Source organism: Pseudomonas sp. 10B238 (genome assembly GCF_000970615.1).
Classification (GTDB): domain Bacteria; phylum Pseudomonadota; class Gammaproteobacteria; order Pseudomonadales; family Pseudomonadaceae; genus Stutzerimonas.
In genome coordinates, this window is record NZ_KQ033928.1 from 455,116 (window position 1) to 470,766 (window position 15,651).

The 15,651-nt window shown below is 61.3% G+C and carries 17 protein-coding genes; 13 read left to right on the forward strand and 4 right to left on the reverse strand.

The window, feature by feature from the left end:
- Positions 1–23: 23 nt before the first annotated feature.
- Positions 24–833: a class I SAM-dependent methyltransferase gene (locus RT21_RS04290; RefSeq protein WP_046161761.1), complete on the forward strand. Its 810-nt coding sequence runs from the start codon at positions 24–26 to the stop codon at positions 831–833.
- A 28-nt stretch (positions 834–861) separates the two neighbouring features.
- Positions 862–1,404: an oligoribonuclease gene (gene orn / locus RT21_RS04295; protein ID WP_046161762.1), complete on the forward strand. Its 543-nt coding sequence runs from the start codon at positions 862–864 to the stop codon at positions 1,402–1,404.
- A 78-nt stretch (positions 1,405–1,482) separates the two neighbouring features.
- Here orn and RT21_RS04300 read toward each other — a convergent pair whose 3' ends face one another.
- The 3 genes from RT21_RS04300 to RT21_RS04310 form a co-directional block, all read right to left on the reverse strand.
- On the reverse strand, positions 1,483–2,124 hold the full coding sequence (locus RT21_RS04300) for an oxidoreductase (protein ID WP_046161763.1): 642 nt from the start codon (positions 2,122–2,124) through the stop codon (positions 1,483–1,485).
- A 20-nt stretch (positions 2,125–2,144) separates the two neighbouring features.
- Positions 2,145–3,824: a C13 family peptidase gene (locus RT21_RS04305; RefSeq protein WP_046161764.1), complete on the reverse strand. Its 1,680-nt coding sequence runs from the start codon at positions 3,822–3,824 to the stop codon at positions 2,145–2,147.
- Between the two features lie 71 nt (positions 3,825–3,895).
- Entirely contained in the window at positions 3,896–4,351 is a 456-nt protein-coding gene (locus RT21_RS04310) for a MaoC family dehydratase (protein WP_045424027.1), read from the reverse strand.
- A 181-nt stretch (positions 4,352–4,532) separates the two neighbouring features.
- Between RT21_RS04310 and RT21_RS04315 the strand changes: the two genes are divergently transcribed.
- From RT21_RS04315 to RT21_RS04325, 3 genes are read left to right on the forward strand one after another with little or no spacing between them, the layout of a single operon-like run.
- Entirely contained in the window at positions 4,533–4,895 is a 363-nt protein-coding gene (locus tag RT21_RS04315) for a CidA/LrgA family protein (protein WP_046161765.1), read from the forward strand.
- A 5-nt stretch (positions 4,896–4,900) separates the two neighbouring features.
- Entirely contained in the window at positions 4,901–5,611 is a 711-nt protein-coding gene (locus RT21_RS04320) for an LrgB family protein (protein ID WP_177327055.1), read from the forward strand.
- 9 nt (positions 5,612–5,620) lie between these two features.
- On the forward strand, positions 5,621–6,214 hold the full coding sequence (locus RT21_RS04325; protein WP_046161766.1) for an LON peptidase substrate-binding domain-containing protein: 594 nt from the start codon (positions 5,621–5,623) through the stop codon (positions 6,212–6,214).
- A gap of 23 nt (positions 6,215–6,237) precedes the next feature.
- Here the strand turns inward: RT21_RS04325 and RT21_RS04330 are convergent, their stop codons facing one another.
- Entirely contained in the window at positions 6,238–7,557 is a 1,320-nt protein-coding gene (locus RT21_RS04330; protein ID WP_046161767.1) for a bifunctional DedA family/phosphatase PAP2 family protein, read from the reverse strand.
- 260 nt (positions 7,558–7,817) lie between these two features.
- Here RT21_RS04330 and RT21_RS04335 point away from each other — a divergent pair, with 260 nt between their 5' ends.
- The 8 genes from RT21_RS04335 to RT21_RS04370 all read left to right on the forward strand — a co-directional run bounded on the left by RT21_RS04335 (position 7,818) and on the right by RT21_RS04370 (position 15,650).
- Positions 7,818–9,083 carry a glutamate-5-semialdehyde dehydrogenase gene (locus RT21_RS04335; protein ID WP_046161842.1) on the forward strand — a complete coding sequence of 422 codons (1,266 nt, stop codon included), beginning with the start codon at positions 7,818–7,820 and terminating at the stop codon, positions 9,081–9,083.
- The gene (gene nadD / locus RT21_RS04340) at positions 9,083–9,742 is read left to right on the forward strand and encodes a nicotinate-nucleotide adenylyltransferase (protein ID WP_046161768.1); all 660 of its coding nucleotides are present in this window, start codon (positions 9,083–9,085) and stop codon (positions 9,740–9,742) included. Before RT21_RS04335 ends, nadD begins: the two co-directional genes overlap by 1 nt.
- Before the next feature lie 14 nt (positions 9,743–9,756).
- Positions 9,757–10,116 (forward strand): ribosome silencing factor, encoded by a 360-nt coding sequence (gene rsfS, locus RT21_RS04345; RefSeq protein ID WP_045424039.1) that lies wholly within the window; start codon positions 9,757–9,759, stop codon positions 10,114–10,116.
- Positions 10,117–10,123: 7 nt separating this feature from the next.
- A complete protein-coding gene (rlmH, locus tag RT21_RS04350; RefSeq protein ID WP_045424041.1) occupies positions 10,124–10,591 on the forward strand; it encodes a 23S rRNA (pseudouridine(1915)-N(3))-methyltransferase RlmH in 468 nt (155 codons plus the stop codon).
- A gap of 16 nt (positions 10,592–10,607) precedes the next feature.
- On the forward strand, positions 10,608–12,497 hold the full coding sequence (gene mrdA / locus RT21_RS04355) for a penicillin-binding protein 2 (protein WP_046161769.1): 1,890 nt from the start codon (positions 10,608–10,610) through the stop codon (positions 12,495–12,497).
- A gap of 38 nt (positions 12,498–12,535) precedes the next feature.
- Entirely contained in the window at positions 12,536–13,639 is a 1,104-nt protein-coding gene (rodA, locus tag RT21_RS04360; protein WP_177327056.1) for a rod shape-determining protein RodA, read from the forward strand.
- Positions 13,640–13,785: 146 nt separating this feature from the next.
- Positions 13,786–14,670: a lytic murein transglycosylase B gene (gene mltB / locus RT21_RS04365; protein ID WP_234463473.1), complete on the forward strand. Its 885-nt coding sequence runs from the start codon at positions 13,786–13,788 to the stop codon at positions 14,668–14,670.
- Entirely contained in the window at positions 14,667–15,650 is a 984-nt protein-coding gene (locus RT21_RS04370) for a septal ring lytic transglycosylase RlpA family protein (protein WP_046161771.1), read from the forward strand. The genes mltB and RT21_RS04370 overlap by 4 nt, the downstream gene beginning before the upstream one ends.
- The last annotated feature ends 1 nt before the right edge of the window (position 15,651 follow it).

The window sequence follows — 15,651 nt, forward strand, 5'->3', positions numbered from 1 at the left end:
TCTACCGTTGGCGGCCAGCGCCCATGCCTGTCTCCTTACTTACTCGTTATCCCGCCTTGCTGGCGCTGCTCAGTCAACTGCTGTCGCTGCTGCTATGTTGGCTGTTGCTGCTCGTATTGGCGCGACTGCTGGGCTGGCACCTCAGCCTTTTAGGGGCTGCCTGTCTGCAAGGTGCGGTTGCTGCATTGATCGGCCAGCGCCTCGGATTGTCGCGCTGGTGGCTGCCAATCAATCTTGGCTTCGTGCCGGGGCTGGTGCTTCTTCAAGACCATTCGCTGCCACCCTGGTTGTTGCTGGTGGGCTTTCTAATCTTGCTGATGTTGAACTGGAACGCCCTGACCGAGCGGGTTCCCTTGTATCTCACGGGTTCGGTTGCCGAACAGCAGCTGGCGCAACGGCTAAAGGCGCTGCCCGATGGGTTCAGTTTCGTTGATCTGGGCAGTGGGCTCGGCAGCACTCTCCTGCGGTTGGCGCGGCTTTATCCATCCGCACGTTTCGTCGGTGTCGAGACGGCGCCGCTCACCTTTGCATTGTGCTGGTTGCGCTGTTTGTTCCAGCGCAACTGCCGGGTGCGTTTTCGCAGCTTCTGGCGCGAACCGCTGGCCGGCTACGATGTGGTCTATTGCTTTCTCTCGCCTGCTCCCATGCCTGCGTTGTGGCAGAAGGCTCGGGCCGAGATGAGTCCGGATGCGCTGTTGATCAGTAACAGCTTCGAGGTGCCTGGCGTTGAAGCGCAGGAAACTCTGGCGATCGATGACTGGCGGCGTTCACGCCTGCTGATCTGGCGGCCCGGGGCGGTCCCGCAACCTGACGGCCGCTCCGCGAGCGGCTAAACTGCGCGCCACAGCCAAGGAGTTCACCATGCAGAACCCGCAAAATCTCATCTGGATCGATCTGGAAATGACCGGTCTGGATCCTGACAACGACGTCATCATCGAAATGGCAACCATCGTTACCGACAGTCAGCTCAACGTGCTGGCCGAAGGGCCGGTTATCGCCATCCATCAGAGCGATGAAATCCTCGCCGGTATGGACGAGTGGAATACGCGGCAGCATGGCGGTTCCGGCCTGACTCAGCGGGTGCGCGACAGTCAGATCAATACCGAGGAGGCCGAGGCGCAGACGCTGGCGTTTCTTGAGCAGTGGGTGCCTAAGGGCAAGTCGCCTATCTGCGGCAACAGCATCTGCCAGGATCGGCGTTTCCTTTACCGCCGCATGCCGCGCCTCGAAGCCTACTTTCACTACCGCAACCTGGACGTTTCGACGCTCAAAGAATTGGCCGCGCGCTGGGCGCCTGAGGTACTGGCTGGCTTCAAGAAAGGTGGTACGCACCTGGCGCTGGACGACATCCGCGAGTCGATTGCCGAGCTGCGCCATTACCGCGAGCACTTCATCAAGCACTGATCACGCCGAAGCATGGCAAAACCGGAAAAATGCGTGGTTTACACAAGCTGCGTGCGGCATCAGCGCAGCTTGAAACGGTTACCGGCCAAGTCTTCGCAGTTCGTCTGACTCAACCACCCGCGTACCTTCGCCTTCCTCCAGCGCCAGGCGCCAGAGCGCCCGCGCCAGAGTGCAGGCAGAGATACCCCGGTATTTGCCGGGCAACAGATAGGAGAGCGGGGCGGTCAGCCGTTCGACTGGGCGGACCTGCATGCGTGGCCCGAGCAGCTGCGAAGGTCGCACGATGGTCAGTTGCGGCCAGTTCTGGGCGCGTAGCGCCTGCTCCATCTCGCCTTTGACACGGCAGTAAAAAATAGAACTGGCGGGGTCGGCTCCCAGCGAGCTGATTACCAGCAGGTGTCGCGCGCCCATCTCCCGAGCGCGTTTGGCGAAGGCGACAACCAGATCATGGTCGATGGCGCGAAAGGCGTCCTGGCTGCCTGCTTCCTTCAGCGTGCTACCCAGGCAGCAAAACGCGGTGTCGATGTCACCCGACAGCTCCGGCAGCAGCGTCTGCAGCGGGCCAATCGGGTTCTCAAGCCGCGGGTGGGTGGCTAATTGCTTGCGGCTGGGGGCGAGCACGCACTCTACTGTGGGTTCGTTGAGCAGGCGGTCGAGCAGGTGCTCGCCGGTTAGCCCGGTGGCGCCGGCAAGCAAAATACGCTGTGGCGTCAGATACATGGTTTGGCTTCCTGTGACGATCAGTCAGATGGCGCTGGCCGCTGTTTGCTTAGCACTCGCCAGCGTTCGACAACCTGCTCGGGCGCCCATATCTGCGGCTCCGAAGCTTGATAGTGGTCGGCTTGTTCCCGTTCGGCAACCCTCGCCTGTGCCAGCGTGAATGCCTGCACAATATCCGGAGTTTCCTGCAAGGCCTCGGCAAATAGAGCGCGGCCGAAGTAGGTGAAGTCGCTCTCTTCGGAGCAGCCAAACGACACGCGGTCAGCACGAGCTGCGGTAATGATGAGCGTGTTGGGGCTTTTCAGCGGCTCGATGAACCCGCCGGAATAGCAGGCAGAGATGACAATGATCTTGTTGCGTTCGGCAAGTGGCTGCATCAGCGCCGACAGGGCCGCTGCTGGCAAGTCCTCCAGCGCCAGCCGGGGTTGCGCGAGGACCAACTGATGGTCTGCCGAGCCGTGACTGGTCAAGTAGATGAAGATCAGGTCTTCCGGGCCGCTGCGCTCAGCCAGCCGGGCAATCGCGCGGGAAAGGTTTTCGCGAGTGGCCAGTGGCCGGTCGGCGAAGTGGTCGCGGTGGTTGACCAAACTGATCTGACCGTGGGCGGCAAAACGTTCAGCCAGCAGGTCGTCCACGAAGTCGACCTCGCGCAGAAACACACTTTGCTGTCCATCGCCTGCCAGGGTCAGGCTGTAGAGCTCTGCTGCCGGGGTCGATGGCGGCACTGCGTCAAGAGCGTCCGCCAACAGCTGGCCCTGGTGCAGCAGGCCTATCTCCAGTGGGTCGGCGAGGCGCTTGCCTTGAGCATCCTGGCTTAGGCGGCCGGCCCGCCACGTACCGCTCCGCTTGGTGCCGTCGGCGAGGATGAGGGTTCCCGGCCCATCGAACTGGCCTGCCTGGAAACGACCGACGTACTGAGCGCCGTCCGGCTGGCGCAGATCCCCTTCGCCGTTGTACTGCCAGCGTGCGAACTGTCCGCTGTAGTGCGTACCATCGATGCCGACATATTCGCCGTTGCCGCTTAGTTCGCCGTGTTTGAAGGTGCCTCTCCAGACATTTCCGGCAGCATCTTCGTAGCGCCCCTGGCCATGGAAAAGGTCGTCTCGAAACTGGCCCAGGTAATGCTCGCCGTCTTTGCTACGGTAGAGGCCGTCACCGCTGAGTCGGCCGTCGGTGAAGGTGCCGCTGAATACTCCACTGGTGTCGCTGCGGGTGCCCTCGCCGTCGGGCTGGCCGTCGCCGAATTCGCCCTCGTAGCTGATGCCCTCTGCTTCCTGAAATTTGCCGGTGCCGTGATAGAGGCCGTCCTTGAACCCACCTTCGTAGCTCAGGCCGGGTTCGCTGTAGCGGCCCGTGCCGTTGAGGCTTCCCTGCTCGAAATGCCCTTCATAGACACCTCCCGTGGCGTAGCTGAAGCGGCCCTGGCCATTGAACAGACCTTGTTTGAAGGAGCCTTCGTAGCGGTCGCCATTGGCGCCTTGCCAGACGCCCTGACCGTGCCACTGTCCATCCTTGAATGATCCGAGGTAATGGCTGCCGTTGGGGTAGTCGATACGCCCTTCGCCCTGCAGCAGGCCATTTATGATCTCGCCCCGGTAACGACCACCATCAGGCAGCACGGCGTCGGCAGGCAACAACGGTTCGCCATCACCGCAGGCGGTCAAAAAACAGGCGAACAGAAGCGGAGCGAGTTTGCGCATGCGGCTTTCCAGAGGGGTGACGCTGCAGTATGCCGCAAACTCAGCGGGGTGCGGCAACTGCGCCCGTCTGGTCAGACAAAGCAGAGCGCCAGGGTCTCAGCAATGTAGGCGGGCTTTTCTACGCCCTCGATTTCCATCACGGCGCGCGACTTGAGCAGCCACTGTCCCGGGTTCTTCTCGTAGGCGTCGAGTAGCGTCGCTGCAACGCGAACCCGCGAGCCGACCCTGACTGGCTGGATGAAGCGCAGGCTGTCGAGCCCGTAGTTGACGCCCATCTTGGTTCCTTCAGGGCGAATCATCAATTCGTCCATCAACATCGGCAATAGCGAAAGCGACAGGAAGCCGTGGGCGATGGTGCCACCGAACGGGGTTTGCGCAGCTTTTTCCGGGTCGATGTGGATGAACTGGTGATCACCGGTGCAATCGGCGAACTGGTCGACTCGCTGCTGATCGACGGTGAACCATTCGGAGTGGCCTAGCTCTTTGCCAATGTAGTCCTTGAGTTCTGCTACGGGTACTTGCGGCATATATCCTCCGGTGTTTGTTGTTTTGTGCGGATGTGACGCAACGCTAGATCAGCACGCAGCCGAGGGCGAATCAACCAAGCATGGTTCGTGCGAATGGCGCGCCATAGGCTGATAGGGAGCTGTTGCGGGTGTCGTTGTGGCGAGATGCTTATAATTGCGCTCCTTTGCTCTGGAGGCTTCCATGCTGCTACGCGGACTAACCTGGCTGCTGCTGTTCCAACTGCTTGGCACTGCGCTCAACGTAATGGTTCTGCCAATGCTGCCGGGGCCAATCATCGGCTTGCTGTTGCTGTTCGTAGCGCTGCTGGCTCGCGGGCAAGCGAGTGAATCGCTGCAGGTCGCCGCGAGTAGCCTGTTGCGTTATCTGCCCCTGTTGCTGGTGCCGCCCGCTGTGGGTGTGATGGCCTACACCGGGGCGATTCTCGAGGATTTCTGGGCCATCGTCGGCGTACTGGTGCTCTCGCTGGTGGTGTCGTTGGTGTTTACCGGCTGGCTGATGCAAACGCTGATTCGCCGTCAGCAGCGCAAGGCAGGTCGCGCATGATCGCGATGCAGTGGCAGGCGGCTTGGGATGCTGTCATTCATCACCCCCTGTTTGGCGTGGCGATCACCTTGGCGGCTTTCCAGCTGGCCTACGCGGCCTACGAAAAAACCCGCTGGGTATTCCTGCAGCCAGTGCTGGTGTCGATGGTGGTGGTGGTCGGTACGCTTGTGCTTTGCGGTCTGAGCTATGAGGAGTACCGCGACAGCGCTCAGATGCTGACCGTGCTCCTCGGGCCAACTACCGTGGCACTCGCCGTGCCGCTGTACCTCAATCTGCGGAGGATCCGCGAACTGTTCGGGCCTATCATGCTCACTCTGCTACTGGCCGGCACCGGCGCTACGGCGCTGGGCATGACGCTGGCCTGGGCCTTTGGTGCCGACCAGATGATCCTGATGACCCTGGCGCCCAAGTCGGTTACCTCGCCTATCGCCATGCTGGTGGCCGAGCAGATCGGCGGCGTGGTGGCGCTTGCAGCTGTCTTCGTGATGATCACGGGTATCATCGGCGCGATCATCGGCCCGGAACTGTTGCGCAGGTTTGGCGTTCAGCATCCTGCCGCCCGAGGCATGGCGCTGGGTCTGACTGCGCATGCGGTGGGGACTGCCCAGGCATTGCAGGAAGGCGACGAGTGCGGCGCCTTTGCGGCACTGGCCATGAGCCTGATGGGCGTGATGACTGCAGTGCTGCTGCCTTTGGCCGTGCTGATGCTGTCGTAAGGAGTTTGAATGAAGCTACCGTTGTTTCCGCTCGATACCGTTTTGTTTCCCGGGTGCACCCTTGATCTGCAGCTCTTCGAGGCGCGCTATCTGGATATGGTCAGCAGCTGCATGAAGGCCGGACATGGCTTCGGTGTGGTGCGTCTCATCGAGGGCAGCGAGGTGGGGTTGGCGCCGAGCGAATATTCCCTGACCGGCTGTGAGGCGTTGATTCGCGATTGGCAACAGCGACCCAATGGCTTGTTGGGCATACGAGTCGAGGGCGGCCGTCGCTTCGATGTGTTGTCGGCCGAGGTGCAGCGTGATCAGCTGACCGTTGCCGAGATCAACTGGCGCGAGGAGGGGGATGACCTGCCGTTGAACGATGAGCAGCGTGATCTGGCTATTCTGCTGGAGGCGCTCGGTCAGCATCCGCTGGTTGAAGCCCTGGGGATGGGCAGTGCCGCGCAGGGCCAGCGCTCGCTGGCGCATCAGCTGGCCTACCTGCTGCCCTTTCAGCCGGAGCAGAAAATCGAACTGTTGCAGCTTGACGATCCAGCGCTGCAATTGCAGCGGATTCAATGCTGGCTGGAGCAACTGCAGGGCGATGCGGTCGAACAGTAAGGCGCCTGAATAGCGTGGCGGCACTACTGGTAGCGATAGAGGAGCATGGCGCCTGGCAATGCCCAGATCGCAAAGGCGCCAATCAGTCCCAGGGTGGCCGGCAGGATGAGCCACCATATTTTCGGCGACAGTGCCGTCATCGGTGCGCGCCATTGCACAAGAGTCAGGCTCGCCGCGCAAATGCTGGATGCCAACACCGCGCCAGCGATCACATCGGTTGGCCAGTGAACGCCGAGATAGACACGCGACAGAGCAATTGCGGTGGCCGGCAAGACGCCCAATAGCACCCAGGCCAGGCGCAGGCGCGGCGGCTGGCCCCTGCCGGCGAGAACCCCAAGGGTGAGAAAAAAGGCGAATGCCGCCGAGCTGTGACCGCTGGGGAAGCTGAAGCTGTGTAGGGGCTCCAACAGAATTTCCGGGCGGATGCGGCCGAAGGTCGCTTTAAGTGCGCCGTTGGCCAGCGCGGTGCCCAGCAGCGTGAGAATGGTGAACGCTGCAGCGCGCCACTGTTTTGTGGCGATTAACAACAGACTCAGCAACACGGCGGCCCACAGTTGGGTTTGGAAGTCGCCAGCTCGTGTGACCACGACCATGAAACGGTCGAAGATCGGGCTGCGCTCGCCTTGAATGACCGTCATCAGCCCTTCGTCGAGTTCCACCAGATAGGGCCAGCCAACGAACAGACCAGTTAGAACGGCTGCGCTGAGGCCGGCGGCAAGCGGGGTCACCCAGCGCATCTGATGCAGGCTGCCATGCACCACACCGCCGACGAGCAGAAGCAGCGCGGCGGTTAAAACGGCCGCCTCGCTCCAGAAACCCTCTGGCAAGGGCAGTCGCACGGCTGCACCCGCCGCCCAGCCCGGCAGCAGATAGGCCATCGACCAGCCAGCCGCGGCGACCAGGCTAACCAGGAGAAAGCGCCCGAACGGCATGTCGAGCATGCCCGCGGTCACCGGCAACATGGGTCGCAGCGGACCGATGAAGCGTCCTACAAGCAGACTGGCGATGCCGTAGCGCTCGAAGTACAACTCAGCGCGTGTCAGCCATTCTGGGTGGTCGCGCAGGCCGCGAAGACTGCGAATATTTTGATGATAGCGGCGCCCCAGCCCGTATGAGAGCAGGTCGCCAAGTAGACCGCCGGCATAGCCGAGGAGCAGTGTCTCGCCGAGGCTCAGCACGCCACTGCCAGCGACGACCGCGATGGCAAACACCAGCACGGTGCCGGGCATCAGCAAGCCAACAATGGCGAGGCATTCGAGACAGGCGACTACAAACAGGCTAAGGCCAAGCCATTGTGGGTGCTCAGTGAGCCAATTGGAGAGTGCGGTAAGCCATTCCGGCATGGTTGTTTTCCTTGGTCCGAAACGCTTCGACCCGGCACCTGGCGCCCGGGTTTCAAGCGTCTGGTCATGATAGCGCTGGGAATTGCCTGGAGCGGTCACTGATCAAACGGCGGATTTCGACGCGCTTGAGTGGGCAGCTGCACATTCGGTGGGGTGACCTGCAGTTGGATGCTTTTCTGCCATTCGCCCGGCGCCGCTGTGCGTGAGGCGCGTGGGTGGCTATAATCAGCCGCTTTCCCTTCAGTCAGGCCAGCCAGACCATGACCGAGTCCGTACTCGACTACATGACCCGCCTCGGTCGCGCCGCGCGCGAGGCGTCGCGCGTGCTAGCGCGCGCCACCACAGCGCAGAAGAACCGGGCCTTGCAAGCCGCCGCCGCCGCGCTTGACGCCGCGCGTGAGGAGCTGGTCCGTGCCAATCGTGAGGACCTCGAGGCCGGGCGTGCCAATGGTCTGGACGAGGCCATGCTCGATCGTCTGGCGCTTACGCCTGCGCGCATCGACGACATGATCGAGGGGCTGCGCCAGGTCGCGAACCTGCCTGACCCCATCGGTGAGATCCGCGACATGCGCTATCTGCCTTCTGGCATTCAGGTTGGCAAGATGCGCGTGCCGCTGGGCGTGGTTGGGATCATCTACGAGTCACGGCCCAACGTGACCATCGATGCCGCCAGCCTGTGTCTCAAGTCGGGCAACGCCACTATTTTGCGTGGCGGCTCGGAAGCGATCCACTCGAACCAGGCCATTGCTCGCTGCATTCAACTGGGCCTAGCCGAGGCCCAACTGCCAGCTGCTGCGGTGCAAGTTGTCGAGACCACCGACCGCGCCGCCGTTGGGGCATTGATTACCATGCCGGAATACGTGGATGTGATCGTGCCGCGCGGTGGTAAGGGGCTGATCGAGCGCATCAGTCGCGACGCCAAGGTGCCGGTGATCAAGCATCTGGACGGAATCTGCCACGTGTTCATCGATCAGGCGGCCGACCTCGACAAGGCTGTCCGCATCGCCGACAACGCCAAGACCCAGCGCTATGCGCCGTGCAATACCATGGAAACGCTGTTGGTTCATGCATCCATCGCCGCTCGTGTGTTGCCGCCGCTGGCAGCCATCTACCGGGAGAAGGGCGTCGAACTGCGTGGCTGCCCTCGGACCTGTGAATTGCTTGGTAGCGATGTGTTGGTTGCGAGCGAAGAGGATTGGTCCACCGAATACAATGCGCCGATCCTGTCGATCCGCATTGTCGATTCCCTGGATGAAGCGATCCAGCACATCAACCGCTACGGTTCGCAGCACACTGACGCGATCGTCACTGAAAACTTCACCGATGCGCGGCGCTTCATTACTGAGGTCGATTCGGCGTCGGTAATGATCAACGCCTCCACTCGTTTTGCCGATGGCTTCGAGTACGGGTTGGGCGCTGAGATCGGCATTTCCACCGATAAACTGCACGCCCGTGGTCCGGTCGGCCTGGAAGGACTGACCAGCGAGAAGTACGTGGTATTCGGCGACGGCCACGTGCGTACTTGATGAGGGCAACTGGCACCCCTCGGCGCATCGGCCTTCTCGGTGGCACCTTTGACCCGGTGCATATCGGGCACTTACGCGGCGCTTTGGAAGTAGCAGAGATGGTCGGGCTCGACGAGGTTCGCCTGGTCCCTAACTACCGACCACCGCACCGTGAAACGCCATACAGCACTGCGCAGGATCGCTTGAGCATGGTTCGGCTGGCGGTGCAGGACTTGGCTCCGCTTTCGGTCGATGCACGCGAGTTGGAGCGTGACAAGCCGTCTTACACCGTCGACACGCTGGAGTCTTTGCGTGCCGAGCTGGATGATGACGATCAGGTCTTTCTGATCATGGGTTGGGATGCCTTCTGCGGGCTTCCCAGTTGGCATCGCTGGGATGAGCTGCTCGATCATTGCCATATTCTGGTCATGCAGCGGCCGGATGCCGACAGCGAGTCGCCGGAAGCACTGCGGGACCTGCTGGCGGCACGCAGCGTGAACGATCCGATGACGCTTACCGGCAGCGGTGGGCAAATTGCTTTCGTCTGGCAGGCCCCGCTAGGGGTGTCGGCAACACGTATCCGTCAATTTCTGGCCAGCGGCCGGTCTGTACGCTTTCTCGTACCGGACGCCGTGCTGGCTTATATCAACGCGCACGGACTGTACCGGGCGTCGAACTGAGGTTGTTTCACATTATGCAAAATGATTCGTTGGCCCAACTGGCCGTTAGCGCCCTGGAAGATCTGAAAGGCACCGATATCACGACTATCGATGTCCGTGGCAAGACCAGCGTCACCGACTTCATGGTTATCGCTAGCGGCACGTCCAGCCGTCACGTGAAATCGCTCGCCGAGAACGTGCTCGAGAAAGTCAAGGAGCAGGGCGTACGCCCTCTTGGTAGCGAAGGCCTGGACGGCGGCGAATGGGCTCTGCTCGACCTGGGTGATGTGGTGGTGCATGTGATGCAGGTGCCAACTCGCCAGTTCTACGATCTCGAGCGCCTCTGGCAAGGCGCCGAGCAGAGCCGTGCGCAGCACGCGGGCGAACAGGAATAGTCGATCCGTGCGGATCAAGCTGATTGCGGTGGGTTCGAAGATGCCGCGCTGGGTGGAGGACGGTTGGCAAGAATATGCCAAGCGCCTGCCATCTGAGCTGCCTTTGGAGCTTCATGAAATATCGCTTAACACCCGTGGCAAGAATGCCGACGTGGCGCGGTTGATTCGTCAGGAAGGCGAGGCCATGCTGGCGAAGGTGCAACCCGGCGAGCGCATCGTCACGCTTGAAGTGACGGGGCGGCCGTGGAGCACCGAGCAGCTGGCGTCCGAGTTGGAGCGCTGGCGGCTCGATGCACGCAACGTCAACCTGATGGTTGGCGGACCGGAGGGCCTGGCGCCCGAAGTTTGCGCGCGGAGTGAGCAACGCTGGTCGCTGTCGCCGTTGACCTTGCCACATCCGCTGGTGCGCATTCTTATCGGCGAGCAGATCTATCGCGCCTGGACGTTGCTGTCGGGTCACCCTTACCACAAGTAGTACAGCCAAACCCAAGATGTCCAAGTCGATCCCTCTCCAGGACCACGAAAAGGACGCCCGCCTGGTGCGTCAGCGGGTGATTGTGGGCGGGGTTTTGGTGCTGCTCCTGATCGGCGCCTTGATTGCGCGGCTTTACTACCTGCAGGTCGTGCAGTACGAGCATCACTCGACGCTATCCGAAAGCAACCGTGTTCACGTCCAGCCGATTCCACCGAATCGCGGGCTGATTTTCGACCGGACTGGCAAACTCATCGCCGACAACCGGCCGAGCTTCAGTCTTACGGTGACTCGCGAGCGAGCTGAAGATTGGCGCAAGACACTCGACACGGTGGTCGAGGTGCTGGAGCTCTCCAGCGAAGAGCGTGCGCTCTTCGAAAAGCGCGTGCTTCAGGGGCGGAGGCCATTCGAGCCGGTGCCGATCATGTACGAGTTGTCGGAAGAGCAGATCGCCCGCATCGCGGTGGATCAGTTCCGTCTGCCCGGCGTGGAGGTGGCGGCGCAACTGGTTCGACACTACCCACAGGGCAAGCATTTCGCGCACTCGGTCGGCTACGTCGGTCGGATCAACGAGGCGGAGGTCAAGCAGCTTGATCCGGTCAATTACAGCGGCACCCACCATATCGGCAAGACCGGCATCGAGCGCTTCTATGAAGATGTCCTGCACGGTCAGGTGGGTTACGAGGAAGTCGAAACCAACGCTCGGGGCCGGGTGCTGCGGGTACTCAAGCGCACCGATCCTATTCCGGGCAAGGACATCACCCTGACGCTCGATCTTGAGCTGCAGGAGGCGGCCGAAGCCGCGTTGGCGGGACGTCGCGGCGCCATCGTCGCCTTGCAGCCCTCGACCGGCGAGGTGCTGGCAATGGTCAGCCAGCCCAGCTTCGATCCCAACCTGTTCGTGACCGGCATCAGCTTCAAGGCTTACGGCGAGTTGCGTGACTCGATCGATCAGCCGCTGTTCAACCGGGTCTTGCGCGGGCTGTACCCACCAGGTTCAACCATCAAGCCGATGATGGCGGTGGCTGGGCTGGATACCGGTGTGGTAACCGAGAACAGCCGCGTGTTCGACCCCGGCTTCTTTCAACTGCCCAATGTGAAGCATAAGTATCGGAACTGGAATCGCGGCGGCGACGGCTGGGTGGATCTGGAAACGGCCATCATGCGGTCGAACGACACCTATTTTTACGACCTTGCCCACAAGATGGGCATCGACCGTATGCATGACTACATGAGTCGCTTTGGCCTCGGCCAGCGCGTTGCGTTGGATATGTTCGAGGAAACCGCTGGCCTGATGCCGTCGCGAGACTGGAAGCGTGGCCGTTACAGGCAGGCCTGGTACCCGGGCGAGACCGTTATCCTCGGCATCGGTCAGGGCTACATGCAGACCACTCCGTTGCAGCTGGCCCAGGCGACCGCGCTGATGGCGACCCACGGCAAATGGATCAGACCGCACCTGGCGAAAAGCATTGAAGGTGAAATGCCTGTCGATCCGGAACCGATGCCTGATATTCAGCTCCGCGATCCAAGTTACTGGGATGCCTCCATCAACGGCATGGTGAAGGTGCTGCACGGCGCCCGCGGCACGGCAAAGAAAGTAGGCGATACCGCCGCGTATCTCATCGCCGGCAAAAGCGGTACGGCGCAGGTGGTGGCCATCAAGCAGGGCGAGAAGTATGACAGTGGAAAACTCGCCGAACGCCATCGTGACCACGCCTTGTTCGTCGCCTTCGCCCCCGTGCATGACCCGCAGATAGCAGTGGCTGTGATGGTCGAGAACGGTGAGTCTGGGTCCGGCGTCGCGGCTCCGGTGGCCAAGCAGATCATGGACGCCTGGCTGTTGAACGAGGCGGGCGAGCTGAAGGCCGAGTATGCGCCGGCGCTGGCGGCACAGGGGCCCAAGCCATGAGCGGAACATTTGACCGCACGCTTTCGACCACCGATGTGATGCGCCGTCGGGCGACGCTGTTACAGCGCATGCATATCGATGGGGTGCTGCTGTTGCTTCTGCTGACGCTAGCGGCCGGCAGCTTGTTCGTTCTTTATTCGGCCGGCGGCAAAAACGTCGATCTGCTGATCAAGCAGGCGACTTCCTATGGCTTCGGCCTGGGCGCCATGCTGGTCATCGCTCAGCTGGAACCAAGATTCATGGCGCGCTGGGTCCCGGCTGGCTACTTGGCGGTTGTAGCGCTGCTGGTCGCGGTGGAATTCGTCGGATACACCGCGATGGGCGCGACCCGCTGGATCAATATCCCTGGCGTGATTCGCTTCCAGCCGTCCGAGTTCATGAAAATCATCATGCCGATGACGATCGCCTGGTATTTATCTGCGCGCGCATTGCCGCCAGGCATCAAGCACACCATGGTCAGCCTTGGCCTGATCCTCACGCCCTTCGTGCTGATCCTCAAGCAGCCGGATCTGGGCACTTCCTTGCTGGTGCTGGTCTCCGGTGCTTTCGTGCTGTTCATCGCCGGGCTGCGCTGGCGTTGGATTCTGAGCGCAGTTGCGGCGCTGGTGCCGATCGCCGTGGCTATGTGGTATTTCGTTCTGCACAACTACCAGAAACAGCGCGTGCATACATTCCTCGACCCAGAAAGCGACCCGCTGGGAACCGGCTGGAACATCATCCAGTCGAAGGCGGCGATTGGTTCAGGCGGTGTGTTTGGCAAGGGTTGGTTGCTGGGCACCCAGTCCCATCTGGATTTTTTGCCGGAAAGCCATACGGACTTTATTATTGCGGTTCTCGCTGAGGAGTTCGGCCTGGTGGGCGTCTGCTTGCTGCTGCTGCTTTATTTGCTGCTGATCATGCGCGGCCTGGTCATTACCGTTCAGGCGCAGACCCTGTTTGGCAAGTTGCTGGCCGGTGCGCTGACGATGACCTTTTTCGTTTACGTATTCATCAACATCGGCATGGTCAGCGGTCTGTTGCCGGTGGTAGGGGTGCCGTTGCCCTTCATCAGTTTTGGTGGCACTTCATTGGTAACCCTGCTATCAGGGTTCGGGGTTTTGATGTCGATCCACACCCATCGCAAATGGATCGCACAGGTTTGACTAGAGTGAATTTCTTGGATCGATTACGACGTGGCTGGTTGACGCGAGCGCTCTGCGGAGCGGGTCTTTTCGCAGCGTTCGGACATGCTCCGGCGGTTTTTGCGGCAGATTATCAAGGCGAAAAAGTCGAAGATTTTGTGCGCGAAATGACCCAGGACTATGGGTTCGCCAGTGAGCAGGTGATCGAAGTGCTGGCGCAGGCAGAGCGCAAACAGGTGATTCTCGATGCTATCTCCCGGCCGGCAGAACGCGTCAAGGCGTGGAAAGAATATCGGCCGATCTTCATGACCGATTCACGGGTCGCGCAGGGCGTGGATTTCTGGCGCGAGAACGAGGCAGCGCTGGCGCGAGCCGAACAGGAATTTGGTGTGCCGGCACAGGTCATCGTTGCCATCATCGGCGTCGAAACCTTTTATGGCCGCAACACCGGTAACTATCGCGTCATAGATGCCTTGTCGACCCTGGGCTTCGACTATCCACCGCGCCAGCCATTCTTCCGTCAGCAGCTTAAGGAATTCCTGTTGCTGGCCCGTGAAGAGCAAGTCGACCCACTGACACTGACCGGTTCTTACGCCGGTGCCATGGGGCTGCCGCAATTCATGCCGAGTAGCTTCCGCGCCTATGCCGTCGATTTCGATGCGGACGGACGTATCGATATCTGGAAGAATCCTGTCGACGCCATCGGCAGCGCCGCCAATTATTTCAAACAACACGGTTGGACCGCTGGTGCACCGGTGGTGGCTCGGGCCACAGTAAGTGGCGAGCAGCATGGCGAAGGTCTGACCGAAGGGCTTGAGCCGGTCCTGAAGGCCGCTGAATTGCGCGAGTTGGGTTGGCAATGGCCGACCGAAACGGAGATGGCCAACGACATTGCGGTAACCGCCTTTCGTCTGGACGGGGCTGACGGCGACGAGTACTGGGTCGGCTTGCCCAACTTCTATGTCATTACCCGTTATAACCGCAGCGTGATGTACGCGATGGCAGTCCATCAGCTTTCCGAGCAGTTGGTCCAGGCGCGAGGTGCGCAATGACCTCTCGTTTGCTGGCGGTAGCGACTGTCGCTGTGCTGGTTGTCGGATGCTCGTCGGCGCCGACACCGTCGCCGGCCCCCTCCAAAAGTGCAGGTATCAGTGGTCCAGGTGACTACTCGCGGCCGCACAAGGACGGCGCGCCTTGGTGGGATGTCGACGTGTCCCGTATCCCTGACGCAACACCCACGCCGCACAACGGCCCGTTCAAGGCCAATCCCTATACCGTGCTGGGCAAAACCTATTACCCCATCGGTGACGGGCGCAACTATCGGGCGACCGGAACGGCATCCTGGTACGGCACCAAGTTTCATGGTCAGCCGACCGCCAACGGCGAAAAATACGATCTGTACGGCATGAGCGCGGCGCACAAAACGCTGCCGCTGCCCAGCTATGTTCGGGTAACCAACCTCGACAACGGCAAGACAGTGGTGCTGCGGGTCAATGACCGCGGTCCGTTCTACTCGGATCGGATCATCGACCTGTCGTTCGCGGCGGCGAAGAAACTGGGTTATGCAGAAAACGGGACCGCACGGGTCAAGGTCGAAGGTATCGACCCCGAGCGATGGTGGGCCGAGCGAGGCAGGCCGGCGCCGATGGTCCTGGCCCAGCCGCAAAAGGTCGCCAAACCCTCGGCTGCTGCGCTGGCGCAACCTGTCGAACAATACACGCCGCCACCCACACAGCATGCTGGCGCCACCGTGCCGATGGAGGTCGTGACCGGCGACAAGCGTGCAGCAAGCGGGACCGGTGTCTATCTCCAGGTCGGTGCGTTTGCCAACCCTGATGCCGCTCAGTTGCTGCGCGACAAGCTCAGCAGTCTGACCGAAGCGCCGGTATTCGTAAGTTCGGTTGTGCACCAAGAGCAGATTCTGCACCGGGTGCGCCTAGGGCCAATCGATTCCCCCGATGAAGCCACACAGCTCGAACAGAGCGTCCGTCTCGCCAATTTGGGAAACCCGCGCCGAGTACGCGGCGATTGAA